This is a genomic window from Nocardioides sp. HDW12B (assembly GCF_011299595.1).
Lineage (GTDB): Bacteria > Actinomycetota > Actinomycetes > Propionibacteriales > Nocardioidaceae > Marmoricola_A.
Genome location: NZ_CP049867.1, coordinates 2124972 through 2143734 on the forward strand (window position 1 = coordinate 2124972; position 18763 = coordinate 2143734).

At 71.8% G+C, this 18763-nt stretch carries 17 protein-coding genes; 6 read left to right on the top strand and 11 right to left on the bottom strand.

What is annotated here, in order from left to right; genetic code table 11:
* Positions 1-43: 43 nt before the first annotated feature.
* Positions 44-994, top strand: a complete 951-nt coding sequence (locus G7072_RS09950; RefSeq protein ID WP_166085934.1) for a LysR family transcriptional regulator — start codon at positions 44-46, stop codon at positions 992-994.
* On the opposite strand, the gene aroB is transcribed toward G7072_RS09950, so the two are convergent.
* From aroB to G7072_RS10005, 11 genes are all read right to left on the bottom strand, one after another.
* Positions 991-2130 (bottom strand): 3-dehydroquinate synthase, encoded by a 1140-nt coding sequence (gene aroB, locus G7072_RS09955; RefSeq protein WP_166085936.1) that lies wholly within the window; start codon positions 2128-2130, stop codon positions 991-993. The two genes, G7072_RS09950 and aroB, sit on opposite strands and share 4 nt — an antisense overlap.
* The gene (locus G7072_RS09960) at positions 2127-2681 is read right to left on the bottom strand and encodes a shikimate kinase (protein WP_240916854.1); all 555 of its coding nucleotides are present in this window, start codon (positions 2679-2681) and stop codon (positions 2127-2129) included. Before G7072_RS09960 ends, aroB begins: the two co-directional genes overlap by 4 nt.
* Positions 2678-3865, bottom strand: a complete 1188-nt coding sequence (gene aroC, locus G7072_RS09965) for a chorismate synthase (protein WP_166085938.1) — start codon at positions 3863-3865, stop codon at positions 2678-2680. The genes G7072_RS09960 and aroC overlap by 4 nt, the downstream gene beginning before the upstream one ends.
* 43 nt (positions 3866-3908) lie before the next feature.
* Positions 3909-4616, bottom strand: a complete 708-nt coding sequence (locus tag G7072_RS09970; protein ID WP_166085940.1) for an A24 family peptidase — start codon at positions 4614-4616, stop codon at positions 3909-3911.
* A gap of 67 nt (positions 4617-4683) precedes the next feature.
* Entirely contained in the window at positions 4684-5508 is an 825-nt protein-coding gene (locus tag G7072_RS09975) for a shikimate dehydrogenase (RefSeq protein WP_206063068.1), read from the bottom strand.
* 14 nt (positions 5509-5522) lie between these two features.
* Positions 5523-6830 (bottom strand): endolytic transglycosylase MltG, encoded by a 1308-nt coding sequence (gene mltG / locus G7072_RS09980; RefSeq protein ID WP_166085942.1) that lies wholly within the window; start codon positions 6828-6830, stop codon positions 5523-5525.
* On the bottom strand, positions 6827-7333 hold the full coding sequence (ruvX, locus tag G7072_RS09985) for a Holliday junction resolvase RuvX (RefSeq protein WP_166085944.1): 507 nt from the start codon (positions 7331-7333) through the stop codon (positions 6827-6829). Before ruvX ends, mltG begins: the two co-directional genes overlap by 4 nt.
* Positions 7333-10023: an alanine--tRNA ligase gene (alaS, locus tag G7072_RS09990; RefSeq protein WP_166085946.1), complete on the bottom strand. Its 2691-nt coding sequence runs from the start codon at positions 10021-10023 to the stop codon at positions 7333-7335. The genes ruvX and alaS overlap by 1 nt, the downstream gene beginning before the upstream one ends.
* On the bottom strand, positions 10023-10307 hold the full coding sequence (locus tag G7072_RS09995) for a DUF6167 family protein (protein ID WP_166085949.1): 285 nt from the start codon (positions 10305-10307) through the stop codon (positions 10023-10025). The genes alaS and G7072_RS09995 overlap by 1 nt, the downstream gene beginning before the upstream one ends.
* Positions 10308-10326: 19 nt before the next feature.
* Positions 10327-11007 (bottom strand): hypothetical protein, encoded by a 681-nt coding sequence (locus G7072_RS10000; protein WP_166085951.1) that lies wholly within the window; start codon positions 11005-11007, stop codon positions 10327-10329.
* Between the two features lie 91 nt (positions 11008-11098).
* Positions 11099-12448, bottom strand: a complete 1350-nt coding sequence (locus G7072_RS10005) for a replication-associated recombination protein A (protein ID WP_240917275.1) — start codon at positions 12446-12448, stop codon at positions 11099-11101.
* Positions 12449-12800: 352 nt separating this feature from the next.
* Between G7072_RS10005 and G7072_RS10010 the strand changes: the two genes are divergently transcribed.
* The 5 genes from G7072_RS10010 to G7072_RS10030 all read left to right on the top strand — a co-directional run bounded on the left by G7072_RS10010 (position 12801) and on the right by G7072_RS10030 (position 18674).
* Positions 12801-14468: an ABC transporter substrate-binding protein gene (locus G7072_RS10010; protein WP_166085953.1), complete on the top strand. Its 1668-nt coding sequence runs from the start codon at positions 12801-12803 to the stop codon at positions 14466-14468.
* Between the two features lie 115 nt (positions 14469-14583).
* Positions 14584-15585, top strand: a complete 1002-nt coding sequence (locus G7072_RS10015; protein WP_166085955.1) for an ABC transporter permease — start codon at positions 14584-14586, stop codon at positions 15583-15585.
* Positions 15578-16579 carry an ABC transporter permease gene (locus G7072_RS10020; protein ID WP_166085957.1) on the top strand — a complete coding sequence of 334 codons (1002 nt, stop codon included), beginning with the start codon at positions 15578-15580 and terminating at the stop codon, positions 16577-16579. Before G7072_RS10015 ends, G7072_RS10020 begins: the two co-directional genes overlap by 8 nt.
* Entirely contained in the window at positions 16579-17655 is a 1077-nt protein-coding gene (locus G7072_RS10025; protein WP_166085959.1) for an ABC transporter ATP-binding protein, read from the top strand. Before G7072_RS10020 ends, G7072_RS10025 begins: the two co-directional genes overlap by 1 nt.
* Entirely contained in the window at positions 17652-18674 is a 1023-nt protein-coding gene (locus G7072_RS10030; RefSeq protein WP_206063069.1) for a dipeptide ABC transporter ATP-binding protein, read from the top strand. The genes G7072_RS10025 and G7072_RS10030 overlap by 4 nt, the downstream gene beginning before the upstream one ends.
* Positions 18675-18763: the final 89 nt, after the last annotated feature.

Sequence of the window (18763 nt, forward strand, 5' to 3'; positions counted from 1 at the left end):
TTCCTAGAGAAGCCACAGGCTCGACCTATGGAAGAATGTGACCGTGCTCTCACTCCACCAGCTCACCTGCTTCCTCGCCACCTACGAGCACGGCTCGCTCACCGCGGCGGCCGAGGAGCTCGGCTACGCCCAGCCCTCGGTGTCCGAGCAGGTGCGATCGCTCGAGCAGACGCTCGGCGTCCAGCTGTTCCGCCGCGTCGGACGCGGCGTCGTGCCCACCACGGTCGCCGACACGCTCCGGCCGCACGCCGAGCGCGTGCTCGCCTCCGTCGACGACGCCCGCCAGGCCGTGCAGCAGGCGCGCTCGCTGGAGACCGGCACCATCCGCTTCGGGATGTTCGGCACCGCCCGCCTGTACGCCGGCGCCGGACTCGTGGCCGACGTGCTGGCGCGCCACCCCGGGGTGCGCGTCGAGCTGATCGGGCAGAACTCCAGCGACGTCTTCGAGCAGCTGCGCCGCGGACGCATCGAGGCGGCCATGATCGCGGTCTCGAGCGTCACCAGCGAGGGCATGACCGTGATGCCGGTGGCGCGCGACGAGCTCGTCTACGTCAGCGTCCACCCCGACCGCCTCACCCACCCGATCACCCCGCAGCGTCTCAGCCAGGCCGAGCTCGTCATGCCGGAGACCACCTGGCGCGCGGAGGACTCCACGCGCATCGTGCTGCGCCAGATGCTGCACGAGACCGGCCGCAACCCGCAGACCCGCATCGAGGTCGAGGACGTCGAGACCGCGATCGAGCTGGTCGGCATGGGTCTGGCCGACACCGTGATGAACCGCGGCGCCGCGATCCAGCTGATCCCCCGGCTCGCCCCCGAGGCAGGCATGGTCTCGCTGCGCCCGCGGCAGTACGACACCCTCGCCATCGTCCACCGCGCCGGCGCCGTCCTCAGCCCGGCGGCACGCCTCATGATCGAGCTCGCCACCGTGCGCATCCAGCAGGTCGCCGAGCCGATCCGCCTGCGCGGCTCGGCGCGACGCGCCGACTCCTAGTCCCGGAAGAACGGGAAGCGCGAGCGCCGCTCCGAGACCGCCCCGAAGGCCTCGCGCAGCACCGGCTCGGTCGGCCCCTCGAGGACCACGGGCCGCCCCAGGCCCTCGAGCACGACGAAGCGCAGCAGGTCGCCGCGCGTCTTCTTGTCGATGCGCATGGTGGCCAGCAGGTCCTCGAACGAGGCGCCGCCGTACGTCGTCGGCAGCCCGACCAGCTCCAGCACGCTCCGGTGGCGCTCGGCGGTGGCGTCGTCGAGCCGCTCGCTCAGGTGCGCGAGCTCGGCCACGAACACCATGCCCAGGGACACCGCGTCACCGTGCCGCATCCGGTAGTGCTCGGCCCGCTCGATCGCGTGCGCCAGCGTGTGGCCGTAGTTCAACGCCTCCCGCCCCGGGTGGCCGCCGGCGGCGCGCGCGCTCTCGCGCAGGTCGCCGGACACGACGTCGATCTTGACCTGGATCGCGCGCTCGACCAGCTCGCGCAGCTCGCGCGAGCCCGGCGTCACCGACGCCTCGGGGGCGCGCTCGACGACGTCGAGGATCACGGGGTCGGCGATGAAGCCGCACTTGACGACCTCGGCCAGCCCGCTGACCAGCTCCGCGCGCGGCAGCGTCTCCAGCAGGTCGAGGTCGCACAGCACGCCGGCCGGCTCGTGGAATGCGCCGACCAGGTTCTTGCCCTCGGCGGTGTTGATGCCGGTCTTGCCGCCGACCGCTGCGTCGACCATCGCCAGCAGCGTCGTCGGCACGTGCACGACCCGGACGCCGCGCAGCCACGACGCCGCCACGAAGCCGCCCAGGTCGGTCGTCGAGCCGCCGCCGAAGGTGACGACGAGGTCGGAGCGGGTGAACCCGCTGGAGCCCAGCACCTGCCAGCAGAAGGCCAGCACCCGGGCGTCCTTGGCCTCCTCGCCGTCGGGCACCTCGATGGCGTGGGCGTCGAGGCCAAGCCCGGCCAGGTGGGCGCGCAGGCCCTCGGCCCGGTCGGCCAGCGTGCGCGGGTGGATGACGGCCACGCGACGCACGCCCGCGACCAGCCCGTCGAGGTGGTGGCGCAGGTCGTGACCGACCACGACGTCGTACGGCCCGGCCTGGCTGCCCGGCCCGCCGACCGCCAACGTGGCGGAGTCGCTCACCGTCCGGGCTCCTCGTCCCCGGCGTGGGCGCGCATGTGCGCCATCACCGCCCGGTCGACCTCCTCGACGACCTCGTCGACGGCGAGGCCGTCGGTGGCGACGTGGACGTCGGCGACCTCGAGGTAGAGCGGCAGCCGCTCGTCGAGCAGGCTCTTCATGCGCGAGCGCACGTTGCCCAGCAGCATCGGGCGCCCCTGGCCCAGCCCCACGCGTGCGGCGGCGTCGGCCAGCCCGACCTGCAGGAACACCACGAGGTGGTCACGCAGCAGCGCACGGTTGCGGGGGTCGATGACCGCCCCGCCGCCGATCGCCAGCACGCCGGCGTGGGTCTCGAGCGCCACGCGCAGCGCGTCGTGCTCTCGCTCGCGGAAGTAGGCCTCGCCCTCGTCGACGAAGATGTCGGAGACCGTGCGCCGCTCGGCGTCCTGCACGTCGAGGTCGGTGTCGCGGAAGCCCACGCGCCAGCGCAGCGCCAGCCGGCGCCCGACGGTGGTCTTGCCCGCCCCCATGGCCCCGACCAGGACCACGAGCGGGCCCGGTGCCTGGCTCACGCGTACCTCACGGACTCGAGGAAGCCGGTCACGTTGCGGCGGGTCTCCCCCACCGAGTCGCCGCCGAACTTCTCCAGCACCGCCTCGGCCAGCACGAGCGCGACCATGGCCTCGGCGACGATGCCGGCGGCGGGGACCGCGCAGACGTCGGAGCGCTGGTGGTGCGCCACCGTCGCCTCGCCGGTCGCGACGTCGACGGTGCGCAACGCACGCGGCACGGTGGCGATCGGCTTCATGGCGGCCCGCACCCGCAGCGTCTCGCCGGTGGTCATGCCGCCCTCGGTGCCGCCCGAGCGCCCGGACGTACGACGGATGCCGTCCTCGGTCTGCACGATCTCGTCGTGGGCCAGCGAGCCGGGGTCGGCGGCGAGGGCGAAGCCGTCGCCGACCTCGACGCCCTTGATGGCCTGGATGCCCATGAGGGCGCCGGCCAGCCGCGCGTCGAGCCGGCGGTCCCAGTGGACGTGGGACCCCAGGCCGGGCGGCAGGCCGTGGACGCACACCTCGACGACGCCACCGAGGGTGTCGCCGTCCTTGTGGGCCTGGTCGATCTCGGCCACCATCGCCTTGCTGGCGTCGGCGTCCAGGCAGCGCACCGGGTCCTCGTCGAGGGCCGCGACGTCGGAGAACTGGGGCACCGAGCCGTAGGGCGCCTCCGCGGTGCCGATCTTCACCACGTGGGACACCACCTGGGCGCCGGTGGCCTGCTCGAGGAACTTCGCGGCCACCGCGCCGAGGGCGACCCGCGCCGCGGTCTCACGGGCCGACGCGCGCTCGAGGACGGGACGGGCCTCGTCGAAGTCGTACTTCTGCATGCCGACCAGGTCGGCGTGACCGGGGCGGGGGCGGGTCAGCGGCGCGTTGCGGGCCGACCCGGCCAGCTCGGCGGCGTCGGCCTCGTCGAGCGGGTCGGCCGCCATGACCTTCTCCCACTTCGGCCACTCGCTGTTGCCGATGCGCACCGCGAAGGGGCCGCCCTGGGTCCGGCCGTGGCGCAGGCCGCCGACGACCTCGATCTCGTCGCGCTCGAACTTCATCCGCGCCCCCCGGCCGTAGCCGAGCCGGCGTCGCGCCAACGCGTCGGAGATGTCGGTGGAGGTGACCTCGACGTGAGCCGGCAGTCCCTCCAGGATCGCGACCAGAGCGGGTCCGTGGGACTCGCCCGCAGTGAGCCAACGCAGCATGGGCGTCAGTGTTTCACGCCCCGGTCCAGGCCACCCACAGGTCTCAGCCCCCGAGGTAGACGCGGGACACCCACGGGCCCGCCAGCACCCCGAGCCAGGCACCGACCAGCATGAACGGCCCGAACGGGTAGGCCTTGCGGTCGACCAGGCGCAGCAGGCTCAGCAGCGTGCCGACGACGGCGCCGAGCACGAACCCGGAGTACACCCCCACGAGCAGCTCGCCCCAGCCCAGGTAGCCCAGCGCGAGCCCGAGCACCCCGGCCAGCCGCACGTCGCCGTACCCCATGCCCTTGGGGTAGATCCGCCACAGCAGCCAGAACACCCCTCCGGCGGCCAGCCAGCCGAGCAGGCTGCGCAGCAGGTCGTCGTCGGAGCGCTCGAGGCCGGCGGCCAGCAGCACCAGCGCGCCCACCACGAGGTACGACGGCGCGACCAGCTTGGTGGGCAGCAGCCGGGTGCGCCAGTCGATGACGGCCAGGGCGGTGCCGACCACCCCGAGGTAGACCAGGAACGTCAGCGACCACGACCAGCCGACCGCCGCGCCCGTGCCGGCGGAGGCGACCCCGCTGACCAGCGCGCTGCGCCACCGGAGGCCGGGGCTGCGGGCGATGTCGGCGTAGGGCTGCTTGTCGGCCGCGGGCTCCGGCGGCTCGGGCAGCCGCCCGATGACCTCGGGGACCAGCAGCCCCCCGAGGGCGCCCACGACCCCGGTCACGGCGGCGGTGTCGAACGCCCAGTCGGCCCAGGTCACCTGCGGAGCCTAGAAGAGCCGGACGGCGTACGGCGTGCGGCGCGTCGGGCTGGGGAGAAGCCGCCGGTCACGTCGTCGACCGGGCGTCGAGGGCGGCCTGACCGGCAGCGCGCATCGTCGCGAGCGGGCCGGGGAGGCCGGTCATGAGCTCGACCTGGAGCACCGCCTGGTGCACCAGCAGGTCGAGCCCGCTCACCAGCGGACGCCCGGCGCCGGTCGCGGCACGCGCGACCGGGGTCGGCCACGGGTCGTAGAGCGCCTCGAAGACGACACCCGCCTGCTCCGCGCACGCGCGCACCCGGCGGTCCTGGGCCGTCGCCGGGATGGTGCTGACCAGCAGGTCACACGGCTCGTCGGTCAGGTCCTCCAGCCGGACCACCCTGACCTCGGGCGGAGTCGGGTGCCGGGCCACCGCCGCGAGCGTCTGCGCGACCCGCAAGGGGTTGCGGACCGCGAGCACCAGGTACGGGAAGCCGAGGGTCGCCGCGGCCAGCGCGGCCGAGGCGGCTGTCGCACCCCCACCGAGCACGGTCACCGTCGTCAGCTCGGTGGGCCGCACCTCGAGGAACGCCTCGACGATCCCCGGGATGTCGGTGTTGTGCCCCACCCGGCGACCCGCGTCGAGGACGACCGTGTTCGCCGCCTGCGCCAGGGCCGCCTGCTCGCTGACCTCGTCGAGCAGCGGCAGCACGGTGCGCTTGAGCGGCATGGTCAGCGACAGCCCACGCCAGGTCGGGTCGAGCCCCTCGACGAACGCCGCCAGCCTGGCCTCGTCGACCTCGACCGCGTCGTAGGACCAGTCCAGCCCGAGCTCGACGTACGCCGCCCGGTGCAGGACCGGCGACAGCGAGTGGGCGATCGGGCTGCCCAGCACCGCGCAGCGGGTGACCACGGGGCCGTCGCCGCTCAGCAGCGGTCCGAGCCGTCGCAGTACGCCGCCAGCTCGACGTTCTTGAACCGCAGGAACTCGTCGTAGTCGTCGGTGAACTTGGTCTCGCCGGTGTCGAGGTTCACCGTCACGTAGTAGAGCCAGGGGCCCTCGGTCGGCGTGGTGGCCGCCGCGATCGCCTTGTCGCCGGGCGACTCGATCGGCCCCGGCGGCAGCCCCGGGAACTTCCGGGTGTTGTACGGCGAGTCGACGTCGAGGTCCTCGGGGGTCAGCCCCAGGCCGAGGTCGCGGCCGAGGGCGTAGTTCACCGTGGCGTCGATCTGGAGCAGCCCGCCGGTCTCGTCGGTCTCGAGCCGGTTGTAGATGACCCGGGCGACCTTGCCGCGGTCCTCGTCGCGGTTGGCCTCGGACTCGACCAGGCTCGCGATGATCATCAGCTCGCCGGGGGTGTAGCCGAGCTCCTCGGCCGCGGCCACGAGGTCGGCCTCCTCGGCGGCCTGCTGCCAGCGCTCGACCATCATCGACAGCACGTCGACGGCGTCGGCGTTCGGCGGCACGGCGTAGGTGGCCGGGAACAGGTAGCCCTCGGGGTTGCCCTTCGCGAAGGCCGGCAGACCGATCGCCTGGTCGCGCTTGATCGCCGCCTGGTAGTCGGCCAGCGGGATCTCGGTGCCCTTGGCCAGCGTCTTGAGCACGTCCTCGACCCGCAGGCCCTCCGGGACGGTGACCTCGGCCTGGAGCAGGTTCTCCGGGTCCACGAGCACGGCGAGCGCCGACTCGGCCGACATCTCCTCGTTGAGGTCGTAGAAGCCCACCTGGATGCTGTTGGCGTCGGGGTCCGAGGCGGCGGCGTCGGTGAACGCCTCCACGCTGGCCACGACCCCGTCGGACTTCAGGTTGCGACCGATGGCCGCGACCGTCTCGCCCTCCTTGACCTCGAAGACGACCGAACCCGTGCCCTCGCCGGCGTAGTCGTCGGCGCTGGCGAACGCGCCCTGCAGCTTGTCCACCCCGGCCACGAGGCCGAAGCCGAGCGCCGCCACGACGGCGCCGACGACGAGCAGCACGACGAGGCAGGACGCGGCGCTGCGGGTGCGCCGCGGGCGGACGTTGCGGTGCTCCTCGGGGTACGCGTGGTCGTGGTCCGGGTCGTGGTGGTCAGGGTCGTCGTAGCCGGCGTCGTGCGCGTGGTCGTCGTACCCTCCGCGCTCGTCGCGGGCGAGGATCGAGCCGCCCCAGGCGTGCTCGCCGGTGTCGCCGACGGCGTCGGGGTCCTCACCGGGGGCCGGGCGGTCGGCCCACTGGTCCTCGCGCTCGTCGCTCACGACTCTCCCTGATCGCTCGACGGGTCCCGGTCGGGTCCCTGGTCCGGAAGCGTCACGACCTCGCCGGGAGGCCGCCCCGTGGCGCGTTCGGTGTCGAGAGCATTCTGCAATATGACGACGGCCGCCGCTTGATCTACGACGGCACGGCGCTTCTTTCCCTTGCGCCCCTGCTGCCGCAGGACATTCTCCGCCGACACCGTGCTGAGCCGCTCGTCGCACAACCGGAGCGACGCCCCGGTGCCCGCGACGGCGCCGACGAGGGTGTCGGCGAAGGTGCGCGCCTTGGCCGCGGCCGGCCCCTCGCCCCCCGAGAGCGAGCGCGGCAGACCGAGCACGACCTCGAGCACCTCGTGCTCGACGACCAGCTCGCGCAGGCGCGCCAGGTCGCCGCGCCCGCGCGCCACGGTCTCCACCGGGGTGGCGATCAGGCCGTCGGGGTCGCTCAGGGCGACCCCGATCCGGACGTCGCCGACGTCGACGCCGAGGCGGCGTCCGCGACGCATCAGGCGCGCGCCAGCTCGGCGCGCACGTCCGCGAGGGCCTGCTCAACCTTGCTGGTGTCGGCACCGCCGCCCTGCGCGACGTCGTCCTTGCCGCCGCCGCGGCCGCCGAGAGCGGTCGCCGCCGCCTTGACCAGGGCGTTCGCCGAGATCCCGCGCGAGCGGGCGGCGTCGTTGACCGCCACCACGACCGACGGCTTGCCGTTGGCCGAGCCCACGATCGCGACCACGCCGGGACGGTCGGGCGCCAACCGGCCCCGGACGTCCAGGGCGAGGCGGCGCACGTCACCGGCGTCGGCGCCGTCCGCGCGGTGGCCGACGAAGGCGACCTCGCCGACCGCGTCGGCCTCGGACGCCAGCCGGCCGGCCGCAGCGAGCAGCTGGGTGACCCGGAACGACTCGATCTCCTTCTCCGCGGCGCGCAGCCGCTCGACGAGGTCGGAGACCCGCTCGGGCAGCTCCTCGGGGCGCGCCTTCAGCGCCTCGCTGAGCTGGGCCACGAGCACGTGCTCGCGGGCCAGGAAGCGGTAGGCGTCCGCGCCGACGAGCGCCTCGACGCGGCGGACGCCGGAGCCGATGGACGACTCCCCCAGCAGCTTGACCACGCCGAGCTGCGCGGAGCGGCCGGTGTGGGTGCCGCCGCAGAGCTCGCGGGCCCAGTCGCCGACGGAGACGACGCGGACCTGGTCGCCGTACTTCTCGCCGAAGAGCGCCATCGCGCCCGAGGCGACGGCCTCCTTCTGCGTCATGATCTCGGCCTCGACCGGCAGGTCGGCGAGCACCAGGTCGTTGACCCGCGCCTCGACGTCGGCGAGCACCGAGCCCGGCACCGAGCCGGTGGCGGAGAAGTCGAAGCGGAAGCGGCCGGGCGCGTTCTCCGAGCCGGCCTGGGTCGCGGTGTCGCCCAGCGCCTCGCGGAACGCCTTGTGGACCATGTGGGTCGCGGTGTGGGCGCGGCTGATCGAGCGGCGGCGCTCCACGTCGACCAGCGACTGCGCCGCCTCGCCGACGGAGATCTCGCCGTCGAGCACGCGCACCTGGTGGACGATCAGGCCCGTCAGCGGCGACTGGACGTCGAGCACCTCGACCCGCGCGCCGTTGCCGAGCTCGATGACGCCCTGGTCGGCGAGCTGGCCGCCGCCCTCGGCGTAGAAGGGGGTGCGGTCGAGCACGAGCTCGACCTCGTCGCCCGCGTGGGCGGTGCTCACGGCGCCGCCGCCGAAGACGATGCCGCGCACCGTGCCCTCGGAGACGACCTCGTCGTAGCCGGTGAACTCCACCCGCTGCCCGAGGCCGTCAGCGACCTCGCGGTAGGCCGTGGCGTCGCCGTGCTTGGCCTTCTTCGCCTTCGCGTCGGCCTTCGCGCGGTCGCGCTGCTGGCCCATGAGGCGTCGGAAGCCGTCCTCGTCGACGCTCAACCCCTGCTCGGAGGCCATCTCGAGGGTCAGGTCGATCGGGAAGCCGTAGGTGTCGTGGAGCGCGAAGGCGCGCTCCCCGCTCAGGGTCGGGCTGCCTGCCTTCTTCGCCTCGCCCGCGGCCAGGTCGAAGATCTGGGTGCCCGCACGCAGGGTGGCGCGGAAGGCGTCCTCCTCCGCGTAGGCGACCGTGGAGATCCGGTCCCAGTCACGGTGCAGCTCGGTGTAGGTCACGCCCATCTTGTCGCGGCTGACCGGCAGCAGCTCGGGCAGCACGCGGTCCTCGACGCCGAGCAGGCGCATGGAGCGGATGGCGCGGCGCATGAGCCGGCGCAGCACGTAGCCGCGGCCCTCGTTGCCCGGGGTCACGCCGTCGCCGATGAGCATGAGGCTGCTGCGGACGTGGTCGGCCACGACCCGGAGGCGTACGTCGTCACCCGCGTCGGCGCCGTAGCGTCGGCCCGAGAGCTCCTGGGCGCGCTCGATGACGGGGAACATGACGTCGATCTCGTACATGTTCTGCTTGCCCTGGAGCAGGTAGGCGACCCGCTCCAGGCCCATGCCGGTGTCGATGTTCTTGCGCGGCAGGGGCCCGAGGATGTCGAAGTCCTCCTTCGAGCGCACCGCGCTGAGCTCCTCCTGCATGAAGACGAGGTTCCAGAACTCGAGGTAGCGGTCCTCGAGCTCGGGCGCCATCGCGGTGCCCATCGCGTCCCAGTCGGCGTCGGGGCCGTACTCGGGGCCGCGGTCGTAGAGGATCTCCGAGCAGGGCCCGCCCGGTCCGGGCACGCCCATGGACCAGTAGTTCTCCTTCGGACCAAGCTTGACGATCCGCTTCTCGGGCAGGCCGGTCACCTTCATCCACAGGTGCAGCGCCTCGTCGTCGCCGGCGAGCACCGAGGGCCACAACCGGCTCTCCTCGAAGCCGAAGCCGCCGTCCTCCACGGGCTTGGTGACCAGGTCCCAGGCCAGCTCGATGGCGCCTTCCTTGAAGTAGTCGCCGAAGGAGAAGTTGCCGCACATCTCGAAGAAGGTGCCGTGGCGCGTGGTCTTGCCGACGTCCTCGATGTCGGGGGTGCGGATGCACTTCTGCACGCTCGTCGCCCGCGGGTACGGCGTCGCCTCCTGCCCGAGGAAGTAGGGCTTGAAGGGCACCATCCCGGCGTTGACGAACAGCAGGTTGGGGTCGTCGACGAGCAGGGGTGCCGACGGCACCGGGGTGTGTCCGCGCTGCTCGAAGTGCGCGATGAACCGTCGCCGGATCTCGGCGGTCTCCATCAGTCGTCGACCTTTCCTGTGGTGATCCCCGGGGTCTCCCCGGACGTTGAACCAGTGGGCTCAGTGGACTCATCAGACACCAGCGACAGCCGGGCCCGCACATCGGTTTCCTTCTCCGCGCGACCGGCGGCGACCTCGTCGCGCAGCACCCGCGCCCCGGCCGCGAGCCCCTGCAGCCGGTCCTGCAGCCCGTCGACCGTCATCGACTCGGCGGCCCGGCGGGCGCGGACGCTGGTCCAGACCCCGGCGGCGGTCCCGGCCAGGAACCAGAGCCCGCGTCTCATGCCGGCCTCGTCGAGGGCCTCAAGCGACGTCCCGGTCGCGGGTCGGGCGCTCGGCCCGCACCGTCACGGGTGCCCCGTCGCCGGCGCGCAGGTGCCGCACGAGACGTCGCGCCTCCCGGACCTCCGCACGGCGTACCCGCCGCGAGCGGCGTCGCGCGACGTGAGCCTCGGCGGCGGCCCGGTCCAGCGTCTCGGCCGACAGCGCCCGCCGGACGCCGTGGGCCAGCGCGACCCCCTGCACGCCGAGGTCGACGGCCCGGTCGCGCAGCGAGGAGACGCCCTGGTGGCGGGCGAGCGCCGCCACCACCTGGGTCTCCAGGGTCGCGGCCACCGCGGCGGCCAGGGTGGTGCCGCTGCGGACCTCCACCTCGGTGACCGCCACCTCGTCGCGTCGCTCGCCCCGGACCGGCCGGTCGTCGTCGTGCTCGGGCAGCGAGGTGATCAGGTAGTCGCCCGAGCGGGGACCGCGAGCCCCGCTGTCGGGACGGGTGCCGGTCGTCACCTGCTCCACGTCCTTCGACAGCGCCTCGAGGCGGCCCTCGAGCCGCTCGATCCGCTCCTGGGAGCGAGCCAGCTGCTGCTCGTGCTCGTGGGCGCGCTCGGCGGCGCGACGACGCGACGCGCGCCGGACCAGCACCACCAGCGCGATGAGTCCGAGCGTCCCGGCGACCGCCAGCAGGAGCGTGACGAGCGGATGCATGACACGGGACCCTACCCCGCACGCGCGGCCGGGACCCGGGCCCTCCGGCCGGGCGTTCGCCGGCAGGCGCCGGTCAGCGGTCGTGGCGCAGTCAGCGGCCGCGCACGATGCGGCGCAGCTTCTCCCAGCGCTGCTTGACCGCGGCCTCGGCCCCGAGCGAGGTCGGGCGGTAGTAGACGGCGTCCGCGACCACGTCGGGGGCGTAGTCCTGCTCCACGACGCCGAACTCCCCGTCGTGGGCGTAGCGGTAGCTCGTGCCGTGCCCGAGGTCCTTGCTGCCCGGGTAGTGGCCGTCGCGCAGGTGGGCCGGCACGGTCCCCACCTTGCCCGCGCGCACGTCGGCCTGCGCCGCGTCGATGGCGGCGATGACGGCGTTGGACTTGGGTGCCACCGCCAGCGCGATCACCGCCTGGGCCAGGCTCAGCCTGCCCTCGGGGAGCCCGATCAGCTGCACGGCCTGGGCAGCGGCCACCGCCGTCGTCAGGGCGGTGGGGTCGGCCAGCCCGATGTCCTCGCTGGCGAGGATCACCAGCCGCCGGGCGATGAACCGCGGGTCCTCGCCGGCCTCGACCATCCGGGCCAGGTAGTGCAGCGCCGCGTCGGCGTCCGACCCGCGGATGGACTTGATGAAGGCGCTGGTGACGTCGTAGTGCTGGTCGCCCTGGCGGTCGTAGCGCACGGCTGCCCGGTCCACGGCCCGCTCCGCGGTCGGTACGTCGACGTGGTCGGTGCCCAGGGACTCGGCCGCCCCGGCCGCCGCCTCCAGGTAGGTCAGGGCGCGTCGGGCGTCCCCGCCGGCGAGCCGGACCAGGTGGGCCAGCGCCTCGTCGTCGAGGGTGACCCGGCCGTCGAGGCCCCGCGGGTCGGTGACGGCCCGCTCGATGACCCCGCGCACGTCGTCGTCGGTCAGCGAGGTCAGGGTGAGCAGCAGCGACCGCGAGAGCAGCGGCGAGATCACGCTGAAGAACGGGTTCTCGGTGGTGGCCGCCACCAGCGTCACCCAGCGGTTCTCCACCCCGGGGAGCAGGGCGTCCTGCTGGGCCTTGGTGAAGCGGTGCACCTCGTCGACGAAGAGGACGGTCTCCTCGCCCGTGGTGGCCAGCCGTCGGCGGGCGGCGTCGATCGCGGCCCGCACCTCCTTGACCCCGGCCGTGACGGCGGAGACCTCGACGAAGCCGCGCTGGGTCTGACGGCTCAGGATGCTCGCGATGGTGGTCTTGCCGGTGCCGGGCGGGCCCCACAGCAGCAGCGACATCGGCTGGTCGCCCTCGACCAGCCGGCGCAGCGGGGAACCGGGCGCCAGCAGCTGCTGCTGGCCGGCGAGCTCCTCCAGCGTCTCGGGCCGCATCCGCACCGCCAGGGGCGCGGACCCGTGCTGGTTGCCCGCGAGCGTCCCGGCGCCGGGAGCACCCGCGCCGGCGCTCGTGCTCGGACCACCCACGGCAGCCGCGTCGAAGAGACCCTCCACCCGCGCAGCGTAGCCGCGTCGCCCCTCTGGTCCCGGTGCCCGGGACCTGTGGTCCTCCTGGGTGACGTCCGCCGGTCAGCGTCCGGCGTCCCCCGGACGAGGCAGGAAGATCGCCGGGGACCGTCCGATAGGTCTACCCACCTTGTCGAGACCGGCGCGGCCCGGAGGTAACGATTCGTTCACGACTCGGTCTCCGTTCGGGCACACATGGTGACGAACGTCCCGGCCGGTGCATAGGTTGCCCGTGCGGCGGGTCCGGCACCAACCGGTCCCACCCTGTCCCGGCTCGTGAACACCACGAAGCGTTTCTGACTGGAGGAACCCTATGAGGCGACCAAAGAGTTTGCTCTTTGCGATTCCGCTCACCCTTGCCCTGGCCCTGACGGCGTGCAGCGCCGAGTCCGACTCGTCGGGCGGTGACAGCAGCTCGGAGAGCTCGAGCAGCTCCGAGGGCGGCGAGTCCGCCGGCACCGCCGGCGGCACGTTCAGCGTGTCCAGCAGCGAGCCCGAGGCGTTCGCGCCGACGAGCAACTGCTACTCCTCCGACTGCTCCCAGATCATCAACGCGGTCTTCACCGGCCTGCTGAAGGTGGACCCGGAGACCTCGGAGCCCATCTACACCGGTGCGGAGTCGTTCGAGTCCGAGGACGGCCAGAACTGGACCATCAAGCTGAAGGACGGCTTCACCTTCCACAACGGTGAGCCGGTCGACGCCGAGTCCTACGTCCGCGCGTGGAACTACGCCGCGAACGGCGCCAACGCCACCCAGCTCGGCTTCTTCTTCTCCAAGGTCGAGGGCTACGACGACCTCCAGGGCGAGAACCCCAAGGCCGAGGAGATGTCGGGCCTCACGGTCGTCGACGACCTGACCTTCGAGGTCGCGCTCAGCGAGCCGTTCTCGCAGTTCCCCCTCACCATGAGCTACACCCCGGCCGCCGCGCCGATGGCTCAGGAGTGCATGGACGACATCAAGGCCTGCAACGAGCAGCCCATCGGCAACGGTCCCTACCAGTTCGCCGAGAAGTGGAACCACAACCAGTCCATCACGCTGGAGAAGTACGCCGACTACTCGGACGAGGAGACCGCCGGTCTCGCCGACGGCATGGAGTTCAAGATCTACGCCGACCTGAGCACGGCCTTCCGTGACTTCCAGGGTGGCAACCTCGACATCGTCATCCCCGACCCGTCGCAGATCCCCCAGGCCCGCGCGCAGTACGCCGACAGCCTCCTCGAGGTCGACAGCGGCTCGTTCGCCTACTTCGGCTTCCCGTTCTACGAGCCGGACTTCCAGAAGCCCGAGATCCGTCAGGCCCTGTCGCTGGCCATCGACCGCCAGTCGATCATCGACAACGTCCTGCAGGGTCGCTTCATCCCCGCGACCGACGTCATCTCGCCCTTCGTCCCGGGCTCGCGCGACGACGCCTGCGAGTTCTGCGTCTACGACCCCGACCAGGCCAAGGAGCTGTGGGACGGCGCCGGCGGCGTCGAGGGCAACGAGATCTCGATCTGGTTCAACAACGACGGTGGCCACGAGCAGTGGGTCAAGGCCATGGCTCAGGGCTGGCAGCAGGACCTCGGCGTCGACTTCACCTTCAAGTCGCAGCCGTTCACGCCGTACCTCAAGGCGCTGGGCACCCAGTCCGAGGTCGACGGTCCCTACCGTCTCGGCTGGCTGCCGGACTACCCGTCCCCGCAGAACTACCTCGACCCGCTGTACGGCGAGGGTTCGTCGAACTACGGCAAGTGGGGCGAGGGCGACTCCGCCGCGGACCAGCAGGAGTTCCTGGACCTGGTCAACGAGGGTGACGCCGCCGCCACGGTCGAGGAGGGCATCCCGTCCTACCAGGCCGCTGCCGACGTCGTGCTCGACAACATGGTCGTCATCCCGCTGTGGTTCGGCCAGACGTTCTACGTGATGAGCGAGAACGTCGAGAACGTCAAGTACAGCCCGACCGACCAGCTGCTGCTCGACGAGATCAGCGTCACCAGCTGATCAAGCCCCTGTGCGGGTGTGGACCGGTTCACCTGGTCCACACCCGCACACCCTTGTACGCTTCCATGCGCCCTCATGACGGGGCTGGAAGTCGAGCCCCCCAGAAGGGATCTCCATGGGCCGCTACACCGCGCGTCGTCTGCTGCAGTTCATCCCGGTCATCCTCGGCACCCTGTTCCTGCTGCACTACCTGCAGACGCTCTCGTTCCAGATCAACGGCAACCCCATCCGCGCGCTCTTCGGTGACCGGCAGCCGCCGCAGGAGACCATCGACAACATCACGCGCGCCTACGGCCTCGACGACCCGTGCCTCGAGCAGCCGGGCAACCCGTGCCTCGGCATGTTCGTCGACCGGCTCAAGAACTTGGCCACCGGCAACTTCGGCCAGGACTTCAACGGTCGCGACGTCCTCACGCTGATCGTCGAGGCCCTCCCCTTCACGTTGAAGATGACCTTCCTCGCGGTCGTCTTCGAGGCCGTCATCGGCATCGTCGCCGGCGTCCTGGCCGGCCTCCGCAAGGACAAGCTCACCGACAATGTCGTGCGCATCTCGACCACGCTGGTCATCTCGGTGCCGATCTTCGTGCTCGGTGTCCTCGTGCAGATCTTCCTCGGCCTCTACTTCGGCAACTGGCTGAAGACGCGCGAGGTGCCCGACGCGCTGAAGGCGACCTTCTCGGTGGCCTACCAGGAGGACTACCCCTGGGCCAGCCTGGTGATCCCGGCCTTCGTGCTCGGTGCCCTCTCGCTGGGCTTCATCGCACGACTCACCCGCACCAGCCTCATCGAGAGCCTGCGCTCGGACTACGTCCGCACCGCGCGCGCCAAGGGCCTGAAGCAGAGCCGCGTCGTCGGCGTCCACGCGCTGCGCAACTCGCTGATCCCGGTCGTGACCTTCATCGGCATCGACATCGGCGCCCTCATGGGCGGTGCGCTCATCACCGAGGGCATCTTCAACATCCCCGGCATCGGCGGACTCACCTTCCGCTCGATCCGCAACGGCGAGACCCCGGTCATCCTGGCGGTCGTGACGCTCCTGACGCTGGTCTTCCTCGTCGCGTCGCTCCTCGTCGACCTGCTCTACGCCGTCCTCGACCCAAGGATCCGTTATGAGTGACTTCTCGCAGCCGATGCCCGGTCACCAGCCCGCGATCGAGGGCGAGGCGACCCGTGGCGGGAACGAGCCCCCCTCCGGCAAGAAGCGCAAGTCCGGCGGCAAGAGCCTCTGGGCCGACGCTCGCAGCGACCTCCTGCGCAGCCCGATGTTCGTCACCGCCCTGCTCATCCTGCTGGTGGTGCTCTCCTGGGCGGTCGTGCCCGGCGTCTGGGCCACCCAGGGCCGCACCGAGTGCGACATCGGCGAGTCGAACCTGCCTCCGACCTGGTGGCCGTTCAGCCTGCCGCCGGGCATCACCGAGGACCGTCTCGTCGACGGTCACCTCTTCGGCACCACGACGCTCGGGTGCGACATGTACTCCGAGATCATCTACGGCGCCCGCCCCTCGATCATCGTGGCGGTGACGGTCACCCTCTTCACGGTGCTCATCGGCACCACGCTGGGCATCCTCTCCGGCTACTTCGGCGGCTGGACCGACACGATCATCTCGCGCATCACCGACATCGTGCTGGGCCTGCCGTTCCTGCTGGGCGCGCTGGTCTTCCTGGCGCTGCTGAAGTCGCAGGGCATCATCCCGCTCACGATCGTGCTGGTGGCGCTGGGGTGGACCTCGATGAGCCGCATCGTGCGCGGCAGCGTGCTGTCACTGCGCGACCAGGACTTCGTCGACGCCGCCCGCGCCATGGGCGCCAGCAACAGCCGGATCATCCTGCGCCACATCCTGCCCAACTCGTTGGGACCGGTCATCGTGCTCGCCACGCTCTACGTCGGCTCCTTCGTGGCCGCCGAGGCGACCCTGACCTTCTTGGGCGTGGGACTGCCCCAGGGCGAGACGCTGTCGTGGGGCATCACGATCCAGGAGGGCCAGAACCTCGCGACGGCCGGCTTCAGCCACCTGCTGGTCTTCCCCTGCATCGCCCTGATCCTGACCGTGCTCAGCTTCATCCTCATGGGTGACAAGCTGCGCGACGCCCTCGACCCGAAGGGACGATGATGGCCTCCGAGACCCTCTCGACCGACGGCACCAGCTCGGGCTCCTCCTCGTCGCGCGTGGCCAAGGGAGAGCTGCGCAACGTCTCGTTCGACCCGTCCGCTCCCCTGCTCCAGGTCAAGGACCTGCAGGTCGAGTTCCACACCCGTGAGGGCGTCGCGCACGCCGTCAACGGGGTGAACTTCACCGTCGAGGCCGGTCGCACGCTCGGCATCCTCGGGGAGTCCGGCTGCGGCAAGTCGGTGACCGCGCAGGCGATCATGGGCATCCTCGACATGCCTCCGGCCCGCATCGCCGGTGGCGAGGTCCTGCTCCAGGGCGTCGACCTGCTGAAGCTGCCCGAGGACACCCGACGCCGGGTGCGCTCGGACCGCGTCGGCATGGTGTTCCAGGACGCGCTCAGCGCCCTCAACCCGGTCTTCACCGTCGGCTGGCAGTTGGCGGAGCTGTTCCGGGTGCACCGCGGCTTCTCGCGCAAGCAGGCGAAGGCCGAGGCGGTCCGGCTGCTCGACCTGGTCGGCATCCCGGACGCCAAGCGGCGCGTGGCCGACTACCCCCACCAGTTCTCCGGCGGCATGCGCCAGCGCGTGATGATCGCGATGGCGCTGGCGCTCGACCCCGACGTGCTGATCGCCGACGAGCCGACCACGGCCCTCGACGTGACGGTGCAGGCGCAGATCATGAAGCTGCTGACCGACCTGCAGTCGGAGCGCAACATGGGGCTGATCCTCATCACCCACGACATGGGCGTGGTGGCCGACGTCGCCGACGACATCTGCGTGATGTACGCCGGTCGCGTCGTCGAGCGGGCCGGTGTCCTCGACATCTACGCCCGGCCGGCGCACCCCTACGCGAAGGCGTTGCTCGAGTCCATCCCCCGCGTGGACATGAAGGGTCAGGCGCTGGCGTCGATCAAGGGGCTCCCGCCCAGCCTGGTCGACCTTCCGACGGGGTGCAGCTTCCGACCTCGCTGCGGGTTCGCCAAGGACCGCTGCGCCAGCGAGGAGCCGCCGCTGTACGACGTCGACGGCACCCGGCAGAGCGCGTGCCACTACTACGAGGAGGTGCTCTCGTCATGAGCCCCATGACCGACGAGGTCGTGCTGTCCGCCGAGAACGTCGTCAAGCACTTCCCCATCCAGGAGGGCATCCTCTTCAAGCGCACCGTCGGGCAGGTCAAGGCCGTCGACGGCGTCTCGCTGGAGCTGCGCAAGGGCGAGACCCTCGGTGTGGTCGGCGAGTCAGGCTGCGGCAAGTCGACCCTGGCGCGCGTGCTGATGGGCCTCATCCCCGCGACGTCGGGCTCGGTGAGGCTCCACGGCGAGGAGCTGGTGGGCATGTCGCAGAAGCGCCTGCGCGCCGTACGCCGCAACGTGCAGATCATCTTCCAGGACCCCTACACCTCGCTCGACCCGCGCATGAGCGTCGGCAAGATCGTCGGGGAGCCCTTCGAGATCCACCCCGACGTGGCGCCCAAGGGCTCGCGCCGGCAGAAGGTGATGGAGCTGCTCGAGGTGGTCGGGCTGAACCCCGAGCACATCAACCGCTACCCCCACCAGTTCAGCGGTGGCCAGCGTCAGCGCATCGGCATCGCCCGCGCGCTCGCGCTGCGACCGAGCGTCATCATCTGCGACGAGCCGGTCTCCGCGCTCGACGTGTCGGTGCAGGCGCAGGTGGTCAACCTGCTCGGCGACCTGCAGAAGGAGTTCGACCTCTCCTACGTGTTCGTCGCGCACGACCTGTCGGTGGTGCGCCACATCTCCAACCGCGTCGCCGTGATGTACCTCGGCAAGCTGGCCGAGATCGGCAACGAGCACGAGATCTACGAGCAGCCCATGCACCCCTACACGCAGGCGCTGCTGTCCGCCGTACCCGTGCCGGACCCGACGCTGCGTGGCAAGCGCGAGCAGATCATGCTCGAGGGAGACCTGCCGTCGCCGGCCAACCCGCCCTCGGGCTGCCGCTTCCGCACCCGCTGCTGGAAGGCCCAGGACATCTGCGCCGAGCAGGAGCCCCCGCTGGCGCCCCACGGCGCCGCCGGCCAGCTGGCCGCCTGCCACTTCGCCGAGCACCGCGACGTCGTCCACGCCACCCAGTAGGGCGTTGGGGCTGCCGGTTTCACTAGGTACCTAGTGAAACCGGCGCTTCCCGAGCGAAGTTTCGCTCGGGAAGCGCCGGTTTCGTGCGG